Below are 14,774 nucleotides of genomic sequence, written 5' to 3'. Positions count from 1 at the left end.
AGAAGCTGCACGACAAGCGCGAAACCGAAAAGAGCCGCGACTGGGCCCGCGACAAGGCCAGGATCATGCGGGCGAAGGGGTAACCCTATTCCCAACTCGCTATTCGCCATTCGCTCCTTTAGAATGGTTCTATGTCCGACGAACCAACCCACCCCAATGACAAGCTCGTTCGCACCAAGGAGCAATGGGCGGCGGATAAGCGGCTGATTACCGGGCGGCCGGACCTCGGCCATGTCAACCGCCTGCCGCCGGGGCAGAAGGAAGTGAAGACCTGGCCGGTGCTCGATCTCGGCGTCCAGCCGGCGGTGAAGCCGGAGAATTGGCGCCTGCGTATCGGCGGGCTGTGCGAAAATCCATTGCATTGGACGCTGGAGGAATTCCTGGCGCTGCCGCAGGAGGACTCCGTCTCCGACATTCACTGCGTCACGCAATGGAGCCGCTACGATAATCATTGGCGCGGCGTGGCGGCGAAGACGCTGCTCGATCTCGTCAAGCCGAAGCCGGAAGCGCGCCACGTCATTTTCACCGCCTATGATGGCTACTCCACCAACGTGAAGCTGTCGGTGTTCGCCGAGGCCAATGTGCTGCTCGCCCATTCCTGGGAGGGCAAGCCGATCGCGCGCGAGCATGGCGGCCCGGTGCGGGTGGTGATCCCCGATTGGTATTTCTGGAAAAGCGCCAAATGGGTGACGCGGATCGAACTCGCCGCCAACGACCAGCCCGGATTCTGGGAAGTCCGCGGCTATCACAACGAGGGCGATCCGTGGAAGGAAGAGCGGTATGCGTGAAACCTCCATGTCATGGCCCGCGACTGCGGACCATCCAGGTCCCATCTGGCACATCGCCAACAGCGCGACAGGCCTGACCTGGGTCGCCTGCATTTGCGGGCGATGACAACGAGTGCGCGGGGGCGCCTGCGACATCGGTGGGCTTGAAATATATTAGTGAATACTAATATACACGCCAAGCCCAGCAGGAGATGCCCTCATGTTCAAGGATTGGCCCCAAATCGCGACCGAAATGCTCGGTCTCACCAAGCAGCTTCGCGCGCCCGACGGTACGCCCGACGTGATGAAGGCGTTTTCCGCCATGGCCCAGGCCGCGACCGCGCCCAAGGCCCTCGACACCAAGACCAAGGAACTGGTCGCGCTCGGCATCGCGGTGGCGGTGCGCTGCGATCCCTGCATCACCTTCCACGCCGAATCCGCCCGCAAGCATGGCGCGACCCGCGAGGAGATCATGGAGACCGTCGGCATGGCGATCTACATGGGCGCCGGCCCCAGCGTGATGTACGCCGCCCAGGCCGTGGAAGCCTACGACCAATACGTCGCCAAGGCGGAATAGCAGATTGTCAACCCCGGCGAAGCAAGCGCCGCGCCGGGGATGATCATCAAATCACCTCGAACCGCGCCTGGAAAAAGCGCAGGTATTTCGGTTCGTAGGTCATGCGCAAGCCGGTCGCGTTGGCGCGGTTGTCGAACACCTCGATAACGCTTTCCGCCGTCACGTCCATGTGCGCCTGGGTGTAGACGCGGCGCGGGATGGTGAGGCGCACCAGTTCCAGCTTGGGGTAATGGTGCTTGCCGGTGTTGGGATCGCGCCCGGCCGAGACGACGCCGCGTTCCATCGCCCGCACGCCGGAATTCTCGTAGAGCAGGGCGGCCAGCGTCTGGGCCGGGAATTCGTCCTGCGTCAATTGCGGATAAAAGGCGCGCGCATCGAGATAGACCGCATGCCCGCCGATCGGCTTCACGATCGGAACCCCGGCGTCGATCAGCTTTTGCCCGAGATATTCGACCTGGCCGATGCGGGCGCGGATGTGATCGTCGGCGACCGACTCCACGATGCCGCGCGCCATCGCTTCCATGTCGCGGCCCGCCATGCCGCCATAGGTGTGCAGGCCCTCATAGACCACGACCAGATTGCGCGCTTCCTCGAACACATGATCGTCGTTGAGCGCCAGCCAGCCGCCGATATTCACCAGCGCGTCCTTCTTGCCGCTCATGGTGCAGCCGTCGGTGTAGGAGCAGAATTCTTTCAGGATTTCGCGCACGCTCTTGTCGGCATAGCCAGCTTCGCGCTGCTGGATGAAATAGGCGTTCTCCACCGCGCGCGTCGCGTCCATCATCACCTTGATGCCGTGGCGCGCCGTCAAGTCGCGCAGCGCCTTGGCATTGGCCATCGAAACCGGCTGGCCGCCCGCCATATTCACCGTCGCAGCGAGACAGACATAGGGAATTTTCTCGGCCCCGACCGTGAGGATCAGGTCTTCGAGTTTGCCGAGATCGACATTGCCCTTGAACGGGCTTTCGTCGCTGGGCTTGTGACCTTCCGGCACGATGACATCGACGAACTTGGCCCCCGCCAGTTCCTGATGCAGCCGCGTGGTGGTGAAATACATGTTGCCCGGCACGACATCGCCCGGCTTGATCAGAATCTGCGACAACAGATGCTCGGCGCCGCGGCCCTGATGGGTCGGCACCAGATGCTTGTAGCCGTAGTATTCATGCACCGCGTTTTCGAGATTGTAGAAATTGCGGCTGCCGGCATAGGCCTCGTCGCCCATCATCATGCCGGCCCATTGCCAGTCGCTCATCGCCGAGGTGCCGCTGTCGGTGAGAAGGTCGATATAGACGTCTTCCGAGCGCAGCAGGAAGGTGTTGTAGCCTGCTTCCACCAGCGCGCGTTGGCGCTCCGCCAGCGTCGTCATCTTAATCGGTTCGACCACCTTGACCTTCCAAGGTTCGGCCCACGATCGTTTGGGTTCGCGTTTGATATCCTGGCCCATCGCGGGGCTCCCTGGTTTGAGCGACGGACGGACGTTACACCGCGCTTACGCAGGGAAAAGCCGCCGAAACGTCAGCCCAGGGCCGCTTTTTTTGCTTGGCGCACGACGGCGTCGAACATCGGCTCGGTCAGCACGCCGGTGTTGGTGTTGTAGCGTGAGCAGTGGTAGCTCGCGACCAGCGTCACCGCTTCGAGGCGATAGGCGGCGCCGTGCTTGAAAAGGTATTGCGATTTTCGCACCGCCAGGGTGTCGCAAACGCTGTCGTGGGCGACTTTGCCGAGGGCGAGAATGGCGCGCAAATTCGGCATCGCGGCGATCTGAGCCGAAAGATAGCGCCGGCAGGCTTTGATCTCGAAGGGTAGCGGTTTGTTCTGGGGCGGCACGCAGCGAACCGCATTGGTGATGGCGCAGCCGACAAGCTTCAGTCCGTCATCGGGGCGCTCGTCGTAATGGCCGGTCGCCAGCCCGTGCTTGAGCAGCATTTTATACAAAAGGTCGCCCGCCCAGTCGCCGGTGAACGGCCGCCCGGTGCGATTGGCGCCCTTCAGTCCCGGCGCCAGTCCGACGATCAGCAACCGCGCGTCAGTGGAACCGAAACTCGGCACCGGTGCATTGAAGAAGTCGGGGTATTCGTCGGCATTCTTGTCGCGAAAGGCGGCAAGGCGCGGACAGATGCGGCAATCGCGCGGCGGTTCCAGTCTCATGATGGTCTTATAGGGCAAATCGAACGCGCGCCGTCAAATCAGAGCGGTCGCAGCATCGCACCGCCCCGCGCTGCTGTTGGTGACATTTGGCCACATCGCGGCGGCTGTTTCAACCTCCGGTTCGCGCTAGCATGAGCCGATCGATGCGGGCGCGGGGGATCTCATGGCGGCCGATCTCTGTTTAAGGCGTTTCCTGCGCGCACTGACGCTGGTGCTGGCTGTATTGCCGCTCGTCGCCTGCAGCAATCCGCGCTTGTCGCCGGCCTATTCGCCGCAAGGCATCCTCACCGAGGCGTGGCACGCCGGCGCGCCGGTGAACCTTGTCGTGGTCGACCGCATTCACAACACCGCGCCGTTGCCGTCGGAAGGGTCGAACATTCTCGGTGTGCGTCGCATCGCGCGCGGGACGCAGCTGGTCTGCAACGGCTGTACATTCGAACTGGAGACATCGCCGACGACACTGGTGCAGCAGATCGTCACCGATGTTCTGGCGCTGCAGGGCACCACGTTCTCGGCTGCAGCGGGGCGGAAGATCGAAGTCCAAGTTCTGCAGTTCGAGTTCCTCGTGTCGAACGACGCCTCGGGGCGCGAACTGCGGCTGGTGGGGCGTGTGGGTGTTCACGTCATCGTGAGCGACAACGGCGTCGTTGTTGTCGATCGCTATGCTGTGGAAGCAAACAAACCCGAAACGGGCCCGATAGCATCGGCAGAAGAAATGCGCGATGAAGTCTCGAAAACCGTCAGCGCGGCGATCGAACGAATTTTGTCCGATCCCCAGGTTTCCGAGGCGCTAAGCCGGCCCTGAGCAGCCACATGACGCTGGGTTGCCCAAATAATATTCAGACGCAGCAATTGTCGCATTTCCACGGTGTGAAAAGCGGCGCAACAATTGAAACCTGTAGTTTTTTTAACCTGGGGGGGAGAACATGCGCCCTGTGAGTGCGTTCGTGCGCCTGATCGGTATGGCGCTTATCTGTATTTCGGCCATTGGCTGCGCTACCGAGAGTCATCAGGCCATCCGACCAGAAACCGTTGCCTCGGCTGGCACCGTTTATAACGGCGTCCGCAGCACCATCGCCGTGGGCAAGTTCAACAACGCGTCGCCCTACATGCGCGGGCTGTTCTCCGACGGTGTCGACCGGCTCGGCGGGCAGGCCAAGGGCATTCTGGTCACGCATCTGCAGCAGACCGGACGCTTCGCCGTGCTCGATCGCGAGAACCTGCCGGAGATCAACAACGAAGCGGCGCTGCTCGGCAAGCAACTGAAGCTGAAAGGCGCGAACTACATCATCACCGGTGAAGTCGCGGAATTCGGCCGCAAGGAAACCGGCGACCAGGAACTGTTCGGCATACTCGGCCACGGCCGGGCGCAGATCGCCTATTCGAAGGTCAACCTCAAGGTCGTCGATGTGCTGACCGGCGAGATCGTCTACTCGACGCAGGGTGCCGGCGAATACAGCTTGAGCGACCGCGAAGTGCTCGGGTTCGGCAGTGCAGCGAGTTACGACGCCACCTTGAACGGCAAAGTCCTCGACCTCGCCATCCGTGAAGCGGTGAACCGCCTCGTCGAAGGCGTCGAGCAGGGCCGGTGGAGGCCGTGATGCGAACCAACACCGTCAAAACCGCCCTTGTCGCTGCCGGCATCGGGCTGATCGCTGTCGGCTGCGCGCCGCAACAGCACTACTACTGGGGCCATTACGAGGATTCGGTCTACGTTTCGACCGTCGACGCCGGTTCGCTGACGCCCAACAAGCAGATCGACATCCTCAGGGGGGACGCCCAGAAGGCTGCGGCCAAGAACCAGCCGCTTCCGCCGGGATTCCATGCCCATCTCGGCATGCTCTACTTCCAGGTCGGGGACATGCAGAACGCCCGCGTCGAATTCGAGGCGGAAAAAGCTCAATTCCCCGAATCCGGCGTGCTGATGGATCGCATGCTTGGCAACCTGGCAAAGAAGTAGGCCCGCGATGAAAAAAGCAATGGTACTGATGTGCGCGCTGGCGGGATTGCTCCTGTCGGGTTGCGCTACGCAACATCCCTATGACTACACCGCTCTCCGGGCGCATCCGCCGCGCTCGATCCTGGTGCTGCCGCCGCTGAGCTCCAGCATCGATATCAAGGGTTCTTACGGCTATCTCTCCACGGTGACCATGCCGCTGGCCGAGAAAGGATACTATGTCTATCCCGTGACGGTCGTCGATCAGATGATGAAGGATAACGGTCTGCCGACGCCGGGCGAAATGCGCCAGGCTCCGCTCGACAAGATCGCGGCCTACATCGGCGCCGACGCCGTGCTCTACATCGATCTGATCGACTACGGCTCGACTTATGAAGTCATCGCCAGCGTCACGGTGGTGAGCGCCAAGGCCCGGCTGGTGGACGTCAAGACCGGTGCGCAGTTATGGGACGGCACAGTCTATCTGCGGCAGAGCGACGGCGGCAATTCGGGCAACATCATCGCCAACCTGATTGCCACCGCGATTGACCAGATCATCAACTCGGCGACCGACCGCGCCCATGACGTGTCGCGGCTCGCCAACTACCAATTGTTGACGAACAAGGAAAATGGGCTGCTCAACGGGCCCTACGTTCCGGACGCCAAATAAGATGTGAGGGCTGCGCGGTAGAACGCCTACTGCGCAGCTTGTTCTCCGGTGTGCGCCGGCGTGCGCTGGCCGCCTTCGCGCATGATCATCGGCTTCAGCTCTTCCAACTCGATGAAGTTGTCGGCCTGACGGCGCAGTTCGTCGGATACCATTGGCGGCTGGGTGCGGATCGTCGACACCACGCTGACGCGCCGGCCCTTGCGCTGGGCTGCTTCCACCAGCCGGCGGAAATCGCCGTCGCCGGAGAAAATGACGATGTGGTCAACCTGATCGCTCATCTCCATGACGTCGATGGCGAGTTCGATGTCCATGTTGCCTTTGACGCGACGGCGGCCCTGGGCGTCGGTGAATTCCTTGAGCGGTTTTGTCACCACCGAGAAGCCATTGTAGTCGAGCCAATCGACCAGCGGCCGCAGCGGAGAGAATTCCTGGTCTTCGGCTACCGCGGTGTAATAGAAGGCTCGCACCAGGACGCCTTTCCGCGCAAAAAGCTCCAGAAGGCGCTTATAGTCGATGTCGAACTGCAGCCCTTTGGCGGCGCCGTACAGGTTGGCTCCGTCGATGAACAACGCCAGCTTTTCTTGCGGGTAGAACAGCATAATGACCTCCAAATATTTCCGGCCGTGCGGGCAAATCCGCCCGAGGCCAAGTGTCAGTTCTAACGCAACGGCTTGGCCGTGCAAGCGGGGGCAGCTGTGATCCTGTTAGGACTTGGCGCCAATTTGGACTCCGATGCCGGCCCGCCGGCCATCACGATCGCGTCATCGCTGGGCGCCATGGCTGCCCAAAGAATCCGCGTGCTGAAGCTTTCGCCATTCTATCGTACCCCCGCGTGGCCGGAGCCGTCCGATCCACCCTACGTCAATGCCGTGGCGCTGGTGCAGACGCCGCTCGGCCCCGCCGGCTTGCTGGCCGCTCTGCACGCGATCGAAGCCGCGTTCGGGCGGGAACGCTCGGTCCCCAACGCCCCGCGCACCCTCGATCTCGACCTGATCGATTACGACGGACGGGTGGAAGAGGGGCCGCCGGTGCTGCCGCATCCGCGCGCCGCCGACCGGGTGTTCGTGTTGAAACCGCTCGCAGATCTGGCGCCGAAGTGGGTCCATCCCCTGTCGCACAAATCGGTCGCGGCGTTACTGGCTGCGCTTCCCGAAGCGGACGTTGCGGCGGCAATCCGGCTGGACGCCTGAGACTAAGCCTCATTCCAATCACCTCGGCCGCGATTTCGCCGCCCCGCGCGTCGTGCTTAAATAAGCGCGGGTGAATGGTCCGGGGGGAAACATGTTCCAGACCGTCTACGATATGTTCCTGGCGCCGGGTGCGTATGGCCTGCCGCGCATTCTGTTCATGCCGGGGTTCTGGCTCGGCGTCGGCGTCTTTATCTTCTTCATCTTCTCGGGATTCCGCATCGCGCAGCAATACGAGCGCGCGCTGGTGTTCCGCTTCGGTGCTTACAAACGTACCTCGGGGCCGGGGCTGTTCTGGATCATCCCGTTCGGCGTCGAACACGCCCGCAAGGTCGACATCCGCGTCCTGACCGACGGTATCGAGAAGCAGGAGGCGATGACGCGCGACAGCGTCCCGATCCAGCTCAACGCCGTGATCTGGTATCGCATCGTCAAGCCCGATCTGGCGGTGATCGAGGTGCAGGACGTGCGCGACGCGGTGATCCAGGTGGCGCTGACGACGCTGCGCAACGTGATCGGTGCCCATCCGCTCGACGACGTCCTGAAAGAGCGCGAGAAGATGGCCCTGCTGATCAAGACGCGCGTCGATCAGGTGACCGAGGCCTGGGGCGTCGAAGTCCAGAACGTCGAGATGAAGAACATCGAGATTCCGCAGTCGATGCAGCGCGCCATGGCCCAGGAAGCCGAGGCGCTGCGCGAAAAGCGCGCTCGCGTCATCAAGGCGTCGGCGGAATTCGAAGCGGCCAAGCTGCTGCAGGAGGCCGGTCACGAAATCATGCGCACGCCCGCTTCGCTGGAACTGCGCCGCATGCAGATGCTGACCGAAATCGGCGCCGAGCAGAACACCATGACGGTGGTAATGATGCCGAGCGAATTCGTCGAAGCCGCCAAGGCGATTGGCACGATGGGCAATCCCCAAGGCGTGGCCCAGGCGATGGTCAAAGCAGTGGCACCGCCGGGTGAGAAGAAGGCGGATTGAACGCTGTCATCCCGGGCGCGCCACGATGCTCATTTCGTCTGGCATGTTGGCGCGACCCGGGACCCACTCGCCAATCTGACTGACACGCTGTGCTGTCACCGCGCCCGGCCGGGCTGGCGGTAGTTTTGGGCTTGGGTGATGCGAAGCCCGGATACGCCGTGGCGTTCCACCGTGCGCTGCCAGGAGAGGAATTCCTCTACCGACAGGGAATAGCGCGAACACGCATCGGATAGGGTGATAACGCCGGCCTGCACGGCGGCGACCACCGTGGCCTTGCGGCGGCTGACCCAACGCACGGTATCCCGCGGGGGAAGGTCGGCGATGGTAATGGGGCTTGGCAGAATCATCTGATCACTGAGCAAACGGTCCATTTCATCCTCCTGCACTATAGCGCAAACGATAGTGAGTCGCATTCCAGGTGTGACAAACTGGCCTAAGTGTTTTAACGAGCGGTAAATACGACTGGGACCTTTTTGGGACTTGGAAACCTTCGCCGCTCTGCGCGCTCCTGGGGCTGGGTTAGAAATGCGAAAACTCAACCGCCTACGGAAGGTCGGCGCCGTCTTGGGGCTGCTGGCGCTACTGCAGGGCTGTGCCGGGCTGGCGACGCACAGCTGTCCGGCCGGGCTGCAGCCGATGGTCAAAGCCGAGCTTTACTTCGGCCGTGCGATCCCCGGCGGTGGCATGGTAAGCGAGGCCGATTGGCAACGTTTCCTCGACGACGAGGTCACGCCCCGCTTTCCCGACGGACTCACCGTCCAGGATGCGTTTGGTCAATGGAAGGGTGAGGGCGGCATCGTGCGGGAGCCGTCCAAGCGCTTGGTGCTGGTGATGTCCGGATCGGCCGGCCACGGCGCCCGACTGGAAGCCATTCGCACCGCTTATCGCCTCCGCTTTCGCCAGGAATCCGTCCTGCGCGTCGAAACCCCGGTTTGCAGCAGTTTTTGAGGATTTCATGGTCAAGCAGTTTGTCCCTTACATCGGCCCCATCATCGTCATGGTCATCGTGATCTGGCGCATGCGCCGAGCGACTCAAGGCCGCCCGTTGAAGCCGAACCGGTTGTGGATTCGCCCGGCGATCCTGTCGCTGTTCGCCCTTCTGGCCTTCATCCACCCGGCGCCGATTACGCCGCTGACGCTGGCGATCTTCGTGGCCTGTGCGGGGGTGGGCGTCGGGCTCGGCTACCTGATGGCCTCGCACCAGCAGCTGACCCTCGACACGGCGAGCGGGGCGATCACCTCGAAGCTGTCGCCGGTCGGCATGGCGCTGTTCGTCGCCCTGTTCGCCGCCCGCTACGTCGTGCGCCTTTCGGTGGAAGGCGGGCAGCCGCCGCACGCCTTTGCCCGGCCCGATTCGATGGCGCTGACCTATACCGACGCCGCCCTCCTATTCGCGCTGGGGTTGGTGGCGGCGCAGGCCTGGGAGACCTGGCGGCGGGCCAAGGCGCTGCTCACGGCTGCCCCGGAATCGCCTGATTCTCAGGCTGGATAAAGGACTTGTCCGATTGGCCCGTTTCCTATAGGTTCCGCGGCTTCCCGGAAATCCCGTTAGGATCGAGAAAGAATGGCCCGCGTCACCGTTGAAGACTGCGTAGACAAGATCCCGAACCGGTTCGACCTCGTGTTGTCGGCCGCGTACCGGGCCCGCCAGCTTTCGGGCGGCGCAGAAACCCTGGTCGATCGCGATCGCGACAAGAATCCGGTCGTGGCGCTGCGCGAGATCGCGGCCCAGGAGCTGACGCCGGAAAACCTGCGCGAGGACCACATCAAATCGCTGCAGAAGCACGCCGAGGTCGACGAGCCGGAAGAGACCCGTCCCGATACCGACGAAGGCCGCGAGGACCCGCAGTTCCGGCAGGTCACCGAGGAAGAATTGCTGCGCGCCCTCACCAGCGAAGCCCAGCGCCGTGCCGAGCCGCAGCCCGAGCCGGCCGAAGACTACGAGGAATAGTTTTACCGCTGCCAGATTCGCGAAAGGCCCGGGTGATTCCGGGCCTTTTGTTTTTGCGATATCGACACACCGATCGTGAAAAGCAGCCAGCGCAGAACTTTTTTCACCCCAGCGGCAGGTTCCGGTTTCCTCATTCGCGTTAACTGTGCCTATATAATATGGGAATGAACGCGTCTCAGCCGTCTGAAAAGAACAATGTCGTGCCCTTGAATCCGTCGCGTCGCGCCAATCGGCGCAAGCTGATGCGCCAGACGGAGCTGGTTGATCGCGTCAAAGCCTATGACCCCGAAGCCAACGAGGCCTTGCTGAACAAGGCTTATGTTTACGCCATGAAGGCGCACGGCAAGCAGTTCCGGGCCTCGGGTGACCCGTACTTCGCCCATCCCCTCGAAGTCGCCGCCATCCTGACCGAGCTCAAGCTCGACGAGGCGACCATCGCGACCGCGCTGCTGCACGACACCATCGAGGACACGGTCGCCACGTTCGAGGACATCAAAGACAATTTCGGCAAAGAAATCGCCGATCTGGTCGATGGCGTCACCAAATTGACCGGCCTTGAGGTGTTTTCCGAGCGCACCAAGCAGGCGGAGAATTTCCGCAAGCTGATGCTGGCGATCACTGGCGACATCCGCGTGCTGCTGGTCAAACTCGCCGACCGCCTGCACAACATGCGCACCCTCGGCTACATCTCCAAACCCGAAAAGCGCCGCCGCATCGCCCAGGAGACGTTCGACGTTTATGCGCCGCTCGCCGGCCGCATCGGCATGCAGCACATCCGCGAGGAGCTGGAAGACCTCGCCTTCGCCGAGCTCTATCCCGAGGCGCGCAAGTCGATCGTCACCCGGCTCGAGCGGATGGATTCCAGCCGCGGCAAGCTGATCGATCTCGTCGCCGATCAGATCAAGCGTAAGCTTGCCGAGAACAATCTCGAATGCTGGGTTTACGGCCGCTCCAAGCGCCCGTTCTCGATCTGGCGCAAGCTGCAGGACAAGAAAATCAATTTCGAGCAGCTGTCCGACGTTTTCGCCTTCCGCGTCATCGTCGCGACCGAGCCCGATTGTTATCGCGCTCTCGGTGTCCTGCACGTCAACTGGCAGGCGGTGCCGGCGCGATTCAAGGATTTCATCTCGACGCCCAAGTCCAACGGCTACAAGTCGCTGCATACCACTCTGATCGGTCCGGAGCGGCAGCGGGTCGAAGTGCAGATCCGCACCCAGGATATGCACGACATCGCCGAGCGGGGCATCGCGGCGCACTGGCGCTATCGCGACGTCAAATCCGATACCGGCGAAGGCCAGGAGAACCGCGCCTACGAATGGCTGCGCGAGATGGTCGACCTGCTCGAGCAGGGCAATACCGCCGAAGAATTCTTCGAGCAGTCGCGTCTCAACCTTTACCAGGATCAGGTGTTCTGCTTCACGCCGAAGGGTGACCTGATTCCGCTGCCGCGCGGCGCCACGCCGATCGATTTTGCCTATCAGGTCCACACCGATCTCGGCCATCGCACCCTTGGCGCCAAAGTCAACGGCACGCCGGTGCCGCTGTATACGCCGCTCAGGAATGGCGATCAGGTGGAGATCATTTCCGGCAAGGACGAAACGCCGTCGCCCTTGTGGGAGCAGTTCGTCGTCACCGGCCGGGCGCGGGCTGAAATCCGCCGCTTTCTGCGCCAGCAGCAGCGCGGCGAGCACATCAAGCTCGGCCGCAAGATCCTGGAAAAGGTGTTTGCCGACGAGAACAACGCGCTGACCGACAAGGCGGTGGAGGGCGTCGCCAAGAAGCTCGGCCTGTCCAAGACCGAAGATGTTTTCGCCCAGGTCGGCGGCGGTGCCCTGCGCGGCCGCGAGGTGCTGGAAGCGGTTTATCCCGAACTGAAGCAGGACCCCGAGCGGCGCAAGCGCGCGCTGATGGAACAGCCGGTGGAAGGCAAGCGCATTTCCATCAAGGGGCTCACCGGCGGCGTCGGCTACCAGCTTGGGACATGCTGCCATCCGCTGCCGGGCGACCGCATCGTCGGCCTGATGGTTCCGGGCGAGGGCGCCGTGATCCACACCATCGACTGCGCCGAACTGGAAAAAGCCCAGACCAATCCCGACATGGAATGGCTCGATGTCGCGTGGGGCACGCATGCTGCCGACATGGGGCCGAGCGTGGCGCGCCTCAGGGTTCGGGTGAAGAACGCGCCCGGTTCGCTCGGCGCCGCGATGACTGCGATTGGCAACGCCGGCGGCAATATCTTCAACATGAAAACGCTGGCGCGCAATCCGCTGTTCTTCGACTTCCAGGTCGACGTGGTGGTGCGCGATGTCGTTCACCTGCAGAACATCGTCGGCGCGCTCCGGGTCAACGAGGTGGTGGACACCGTCGACCGCGTCCGTGAACCCGAAGAAGCCCAGGCCCCCAGCGCCAGCATGTAACTTTCTGCCCCCGCGGGCGGAAGGATTTCACCGTCTGGCAGTTAGACCGTGGGGGAAGTGGCGCGCAGCGCCGAAGGGGGCTAATTTCGCCTCAGGAGACTCCGATATGCAAAAGCTTCGTCTTGGCGTGAATATCGATCATGTCGCGACCGTGCGGCAGGCGCGCGGCGGTTCGCATCCAAGCCCGTTGCGGGCGGCGATGATGGCGGCTGCGGCCGGCGCCGACGGCATCACGGCGCATCTGCGCGAAGACCGCCGCCACATCTCCGATCACGACATCGAAAGCCTCAGGCTTGAGTTGCGCATCCCGCTCAATCTCGAAATGGCGGCGACGCCGGAGATGAAGGACATTGCGCTCAAGCATCTGCCGCACGCCTGCTGCATCGTTCCCGAAAACCGCCAGGAGCGCACCACCGAGGGCGGCATCGACGCCGCGGGCCAGTTCGACCGCCTGAAGCCGATTGTGCGCGAGCTGGTCGATGCCGGCATTCGCGTCTCGATGTTCATCGAACCCGACAAGCGCCAGCTTGACGCCAGCCGCGCTCTCGGCGCGCCGGTGGTGGAACTTCACACCGGCGCCTATTCGAATGCCACCGGCAAGCTGCAGGCCGAGCTGCTCAAGAAATGTGTCGACGCCGCGGCCTACGGCGGATCGCTCGGCCTCGAAATCCACGCCGGCCACGGCCTGACCTATGAAAACGTCCGCCCGATCGCCGCCATCCCCGAGATCAAGGAACTCAACATCGGCCATTACCTGATCGGCGAAGCGATCGTCGTCGGCCTGGAAGCCTCCATCCGCCGCATGCGCCAGCTGATGGACGAGGCGCGGGCATAAAAACATTGTCATCCCGGACGCACCCAAGGCGGTTTTGAAATCTGGCACATGGGCGCGATCCGGGACCCAGGTCGCAACGCAGCACGCTCCCGCAAGATCAGTTTGCGCTCGCCTTCCACATCCTCCAAACTCGTCCACCTGGGTCCCCTTCCCCTCCTATCCTTCGCTGCCTTCGCAGCTTCGGACGGTCGGCCGGGGATGACACGATGGAAGCATCCATGATCCTCGGCATCGGCAATGACCTGATCGATATCCGCCGCGTCGAGCAGTCGATCGAGAAGTTCGGCAATCGCTTTCTCGATCGCATCTTCACCGATCTGGAACGCGCCAAGTCGGACCGTCGCGCCAATCGCGCCGCCTCGTATGCCAAGCGCTTTGCCGCCAAGGAGGCGTGTTCCAAGGCGCTCGGCACCGGACTCAACCGCGGCGTCTATTGGCGCGACATGGGGGTGGTGAATCTGCCGGGCGGCAAGCCGACCATGCAGCTCACCGGCGGGGCGCTGGAGCGGCTGAAGGAGATCACGCCGGCGGGCATGACCGTCCAGATCGACCTCACCATTACCGACGATTTTCCGCTCGCCCAGGCGTTCGTCATCATTTCCGCCAACCCGTCAACTTGACGGCAGCAGCGCCTTCCGGTTCCCTGATCCGGCCATGAGTGAGTTGCGCGACGTGCCTGAACCTAAGACCGCCGTTGCGGCCGCAACGCCGCTTGCCATGGCTGGTGAACCGCCACCCGCCGTGCCCAAGCCCGAGCCGGCCAATACCGAGGACACCTCCGACACCTGGTGGGACCTCGTGCGCATCCTCGTTTATGCGCTGATCATCGCGCTGGTCGAGCGGACGCTGTTCTTCCAGCCCTACAACATCCCGTCGGGCTCGATGGAGGATACCCTCCTGGTCGGCGATTTCCTGTTCGTGGAAAAATTCTCCTACGGCTACAGCCGCTATTCGCTGCCATGGGGCAGTTACCTGCCGAGCTTCGGCCGCGTCTGGGCGTCGGTGCCGCAGCGGGGCGACGTCGCCGTGTTCGCGCTGCCGAGCGACCCCAGCCGCGACTTCGTCAAGCGCATCGTCGGGGTGCCGGGCGACCGGGTGCAGATGGTCGAGGGCGTGCTCTACCTTAACGATCATCCGATCCCGAAAATCCGGGTCGCCGATTACGTCGAAGTCGAGAACGGCTTTTCCCACCACATCGCGCGCTACCGCGAGACCATGCCGGGCGGCAAATCCTATTACGTGCTCGATCGCGATCTGGACGGTGCCAACGACACGACGCCGGTGTACACGGTGCCCGCCGGGCATTA

Annotated in this window: 19 protein-coding genes and 1 pseudogene; 16 read left to right on the top strand and 4 right to left on the bottom strand. The window is 62.8% G+C overall.

Annotated features, from left to right (window positions below; all coding sequences use genetic code 11):
- From AC1P6P_RS09485 to AC1P6P_RS09475, 3 genes and pseudogenes are all read left to right on the top strand, one after another.
- Window positions 1–83, top strand: a pseudogene (locus AC1P6P_RS09485) (SsrA-binding protein SmpB); the annotation flags it as partial.
- Window positions 84–131: 48 nt separating this feature from the next.
- Window positions 132–788, top strand: a complete 657-nt coding sequence (locus AC1P6P_RS09480; RefSeq protein ID WP_481402192.1) for a sulfite oxidase-like oxidoreductase — start codon at window positions 132–134, stop codon at window positions 786–788.
- A gap of 232 nt (window positions 789–1,020) precedes the next feature.
- Entirely contained in the window at window positions 1,021–1,344 is a 324-nt protein-coding gene (locus AC1P6P_RS09475) for a carboxymuconolactone decarboxylase family protein (RefSeq protein WP_481402195.1), read from the top strand.
- 46 nt (window positions 1,345–1,390) lie between these two features.
- Here AC1P6P_RS09475 and AC1P6P_RS09470 read toward each other — a convergent pair whose 3' ends face one another.
- Both AC1P6P_RS09470 and AC1P6P_RS09465 read right to left on the bottom strand, forming a co-directional pair.
- On the bottom strand, window positions 1,391–2,788 hold the full coding sequence (locus tag AC1P6P_RS09470) for a tyrosine phenol-lyase (protein WP_481402191.1): 1,398 nt from the start codon (window positions 2,786–2,788) through the stop codon (window positions 1,391–1,393).
- 71 nt (window positions 2,789–2,859) lie between these two features.
- Window positions 2,860–3,492 (bottom strand): uracil-DNA glycosylase, encoded by a 633-nt coding sequence (locus AC1P6P_RS09465; protein WP_481402190.1) that lies wholly within the window; start codon window positions 3,490–3,492, stop codon window positions 2,860–2,862.
- Between the two features lie 163 nt (window positions 3,493–3,655).
- Here AC1P6P_RS09465 and AC1P6P_RS09460 point away from each other — a divergent pair, with 163 nt between their 5' ends.
- The 4 genes from AC1P6P_RS09460 to AC1P6P_RS09445 all read left to right on the top strand — a co-directional run bounded on the left by AC1P6P_RS09460 (window position 3,656) and on the right by AC1P6P_RS09445 (window position 6,098).
- Entirely contained in the window at window positions 3,656–4,297 is a 642-nt protein-coding gene (locus AC1P6P_RS09460) for a YajG family lipoprotein (RefSeq protein ID WP_481402189.1), read from the top strand.
- A 157-nt stretch (window positions 4,298–4,454) separates the two neighbouring features.
- A complete protein-coding gene (locus AC1P6P_RS09455; protein WP_481402194.1) occupies window positions 4,455–5,093 on the top strand; it encodes a CsgG/HfaB family protein in 639 nt (212 codons plus the stop codon).
- A complete protein-coding gene (locus AC1P6P_RS09450; RefSeq protein ID WP_481402188.1) occupies window positions 5,093–5,452 on the top strand; it encodes a DUF4810 domain-containing protein in 360 nt (119 codons plus the stop codon). Before AC1P6P_RS09455 ends, AC1P6P_RS09450 begins: the two co-directional genes overlap by 1 nt.
- 7 nt (window positions 5,453–5,459) lie before the next feature.
- A complete protein-coding gene (locus tag AC1P6P_RS09445; protein ID WP_481402187.1) occupies window positions 5,460–6,098 on the top strand; it encodes a DUF799 domain-containing protein in 639 nt (212 codons plus the stop codon).
- A 26-nt stretch (window positions 6,099–6,124) separates the two neighbouring features.
- Here AC1P6P_RS09445 and AC1P6P_RS09440 read toward each other — a convergent pair whose 3' ends face one another.
- The gene (locus AC1P6P_RS09440; protein WP_481402186.1) at window positions 6,125–6,697 is read right to left on the bottom strand and encodes a LabA-like NYN domain-containing protein; all 573 of its coding nucleotides are present in this window, start codon (window positions 6,695–6,697) and stop codon (window positions 6,125–6,127) included.
- Between the two features lie 96 nt (window positions 6,698–6,793).
- Here AC1P6P_RS09440 and folK point away from each other — a divergent pair, with 96 nt between their 5' ends.
- The gene (folK, locus tag AC1P6P_RS09435; protein WP_481402185.1) at window positions 6,794–7,288 is read left to right on the top strand and encodes a 2-amino-4-hydroxy-6-hydroxymethyldihydropteridine diphosphokinase; all 495 of its coding nucleotides are present in this window, start codon (window positions 6,794–6,796) and stop codon (window positions 7,286–7,288) included.
- Window positions 7,289–7,379: 91 nt separating this feature from the next.
- Window positions 7,380–8,264: a slipin family protein gene (locus AC1P6P_RS09430; RefSeq protein WP_481402184.1), complete on the top strand. Its 885-nt coding sequence runs from the start codon at window positions 7,380–7,382 to the stop codon at window positions 8,262–8,264.
- A gap of 95 nt (window positions 8,265–8,359) precedes the next feature.
- Here AC1P6P_RS09430 and sciP read toward each other — a convergent pair whose 3' ends face one another.
- On the bottom strand, window positions 8,360–8,635 hold the full coding sequence (gene sciP, locus AC1P6P_RS09425; RefSeq protein WP_481402183.1) for a CtrA inhibitor SciP: 276 nt from the start codon (window positions 8,633–8,635) through the stop codon (window positions 8,360–8,362).
- 154 nt (window positions 8,636–8,789) lie between these two features.
- Between sciP and AC1P6P_RS09420 the strand changes: the two genes are divergently transcribed.
- From AC1P6P_RS09420 to lepB, 7 genes are all read left to right on the top strand, one after another.
- Complete coding sequence (locus AC1P6P_RS09420; RefSeq protein WP_481402182.1) at window positions 8,790–9,212, top strand: DUF3574 domain-containing protein; 423 nt, start codon at window positions 8,790–8,792, stop codon at window positions 9,210–9,212.
- Window positions 9,213–9,219: 7 nt separating this feature from the next.
- A complete protein-coding gene (locus AC1P6P_RS09415; protein WP_481402181.1) occupies window positions 9,220–9,756 on the top strand; it encodes a CcdC protein domain-containing protein in 537 nt (178 codons plus the stop codon).
- 72 nt (window positions 9,757–9,828) lie between these two features.
- A complete protein-coding gene (gene rpoZ / locus AC1P6P_RS09410; protein WP_481402180.1) occupies window positions 9,829–10,215 on the top strand; it encodes a DNA-directed RNA polymerase subunit omega in 387 nt (128 codons plus the stop codon).
- Window positions 10,216–10,379: 164 nt separating this feature from the next.
- Window positions 10,380–12,632 carry a RelA/SpoT family protein gene (locus AC1P6P_RS09405; protein WP_481402179.1) on the top strand — a complete coding sequence of 751 codons (2,253 nt, stop codon included), beginning with the start codon at window positions 10,380–10,382 and terminating at the stop codon, window positions 12,630–12,632.
- 106 nt (window positions 12,633–12,738) lie between these two features.
- Entirely contained in the window at window positions 12,739–13,467 is a 729-nt protein-coding gene (locus AC1P6P_RS09400) for a pyridoxine 5'-phosphate synthase (RefSeq protein ID WP_481402178.1), read from the top strand.
- Between the two features lie 218 nt (window positions 13,468–13,685).
- The gene (gene acpS, locus AC1P6P_RS09395; RefSeq protein ID WP_481402193.1) at window positions 13,686–14,087 is read left to right on the top strand and encodes a holo-ACP synthase; all 402 of its coding nucleotides are present in this window, start codon (window positions 13,686–13,688) and stop codon (window positions 14,085–14,087) included.
- Window positions 14,088–14,121: 34 nt separating this feature from the next.
- A partial coding sequence (gene lepB, locus AC1P6P_RS09390; RefSeq protein WP_481402177.1) for a signal peptidase I occupies window positions 14,122–14,774 on the top strand: 653 nt, incomplete at its 3' end.

The sequence above is a fragment of the Rhizomicrobium sp. genome, from assembly GCF_056722145.1.
The sequence above is the reverse complement of the archived record's forward strand: the minus strand, read 5'-3'. Positions and strand labels throughout refer to the sequence as shown.

Excerpts from the sequence above, each read along its gene's own strand:
- AC1P6P_RS09420 (WP_481402182.1), top strand. The coding sequence starts at position 8,790 with ATGCGAAAACTCAACCGCCTACGGAAGGTCGGCGCCGTCTTGGGGCTG.
- AC1P6P_RS09470 (WP_481402191.1), bottom strand. The coding sequence starts at position 2,788 with ATGGGCCAGGATATCAAACGCGAACCCAAACGATCGTGGGCCGAACCT.
- rpoZ (WP_481402180.1), top strand. The coding sequence starts at position 9,829 with ATGGCCCGCGTCACCGTTGAAGACTGCGTAGACAAGATCCCGAACCGG.
- AC1P6P_RS09480 (WP_481402192.1), top strand. The coding sequence starts at position 132 with ATGTCCGACGAACCAACCCACCCCAATGACAAGCTCGTTCGCACCAAG.
- AC1P6P_RS09415 (WP_481402181.1), top strand. The coding sequence starts at position 9,220 with ATGGTCAAGCAGTTTGTCCCTTACATCGGCCCCATCATCGTCATGGTC.
- AC1P6P_RS09440 (WP_481402186.1), bottom strand. The coding sequence starts at position 6,697 with ATGCTGTTCTACCCGCAAGAAAAGCTGGCGTTGTTCATCGACGGAGCC.
- AC1P6P_RS09405 (WP_481402179.1), top strand. The coding sequence starts at position 10,380 with ATGAACGCGTCTCAGCCGTCTGAAAAGAACAATGTCGTGCCCTTGAAT.
- AC1P6P_RS09445 (WP_481402187.1), top strand. The coding sequence starts at position 5,460 with ATGAAAAAAGCAATGGTACTGATGTGCGCGCTGGCGGGATTGCTCCTG.
- AC1P6P_RS09450 (WP_481402188.1), top strand. The coding sequence starts at position 5,093 with ATGCGAACCAACACCGTCAAAACCGCCCTTGTCGCTGCCGGCATCGGG.
- acpS (WP_481402193.1), top strand. The coding sequence starts at position 13,686 with ATGATCCTCGGCATCGGCAATGACCTGATCGATATCCGCCGCGTCGAG.
- AC1P6P_RS09430 (WP_481402184.1), top strand. The coding sequence starts at position 7,380 with ATGTTCCAGACCGTCTACGATATGTTCCTGGCGCCGGGTGCGTATGGC.
- AC1P6P_RS09455 (WP_481402194.1), top strand. The coding sequence starts at position 4,455 with ATGGCGCTTATCTGTATTTCGGCCATTGGCTGCGCTACCGAGAGTCAT.
- sciP (WP_481402183.1), bottom strand. The coding sequence starts at position 8,635 with ATGGACCGTTTGCTCAGTGATCAGATGATTCTGCCAAGCCCCATTACC.
- AC1P6P_RS09400 (WP_481402178.1), top strand. The coding sequence starts at position 12,739 with ATGCAAAAGCTTCGTCTTGGCGTGAATATCGATCATGTCGCGACCGTG.
- AC1P6P_RS09465 (WP_481402190.1), bottom strand. The coding sequence starts at position 3,492 with ATGAGACTGGAACCGCCGCGCGATTGCCGCATCTGTCCGCGCCTTGCC.
- AC1P6P_RS09460 (WP_481402189.1), top strand. The coding sequence starts at position 3,656 with ATGGCGGCCGATCTCTGTTTAAGGCGTTTCCTGCGCGCACTGACGCTG.
- AC1P6P_RS09475 (WP_481402195.1), top strand. The coding sequence starts at position 1,021 with ATGCTCGGTCTCACCAAGCAGCTTCGCGCGCCCGACGGTACGCCCGAC.